The organism is Nocardioides cremeus (assembly GCF_030518195.1).
Classification (GTDB): Bacteria; Actinomycetota; Actinomycetes; order Propionibacteriales; family Nocardioidaceae; genus Nocardioides; species Nocardioides cremeus.
Genome location: NZ_JAULSC010000422.1, coordinates 1 through 225, shown reverse-complemented (window position 1 = coordinate 225; position 225 = coordinate 1). Strand labels below are relative to the sequence as shown.

The following is a 225-nucleotide window of genomic DNA, read 5'->3' as shown; positions in this document are numbered from 1 at the left end:
AGCACCCGGGCCCGTGGCCGGTGACCGCGCCGTTCGGCGCCGACCTGTCCACCGCGCTGCTGCGCGAGCTCGGCCACCCCGAGCTGCGGACCCTGTTCATCCGCCGCCCCGGCCGCGCCGGCGCGGCCGACCGGTTGACCGGGCCGCGGCGCTGGTACCGGAGCCACGGCGGCCGGTTGCGCACCGGCCTGTGGCAGCGGCCCGACGAGCTGCTGGCCAGCCTCG

The 225-nt window shown here is 80.0% G+C and carries 1 protein-coding gene; it reads left to right on the top strand.

Features of this window, described 5'->3' with window-relative positions; translation table 11 throughout:
- Positions 1-225: hypothetical protein (locus tag QWJ41_RS21585; RefSeq protein ID WP_302710554.1), on the top strand; the 225-nt coding region annotated here is incomplete at both ends.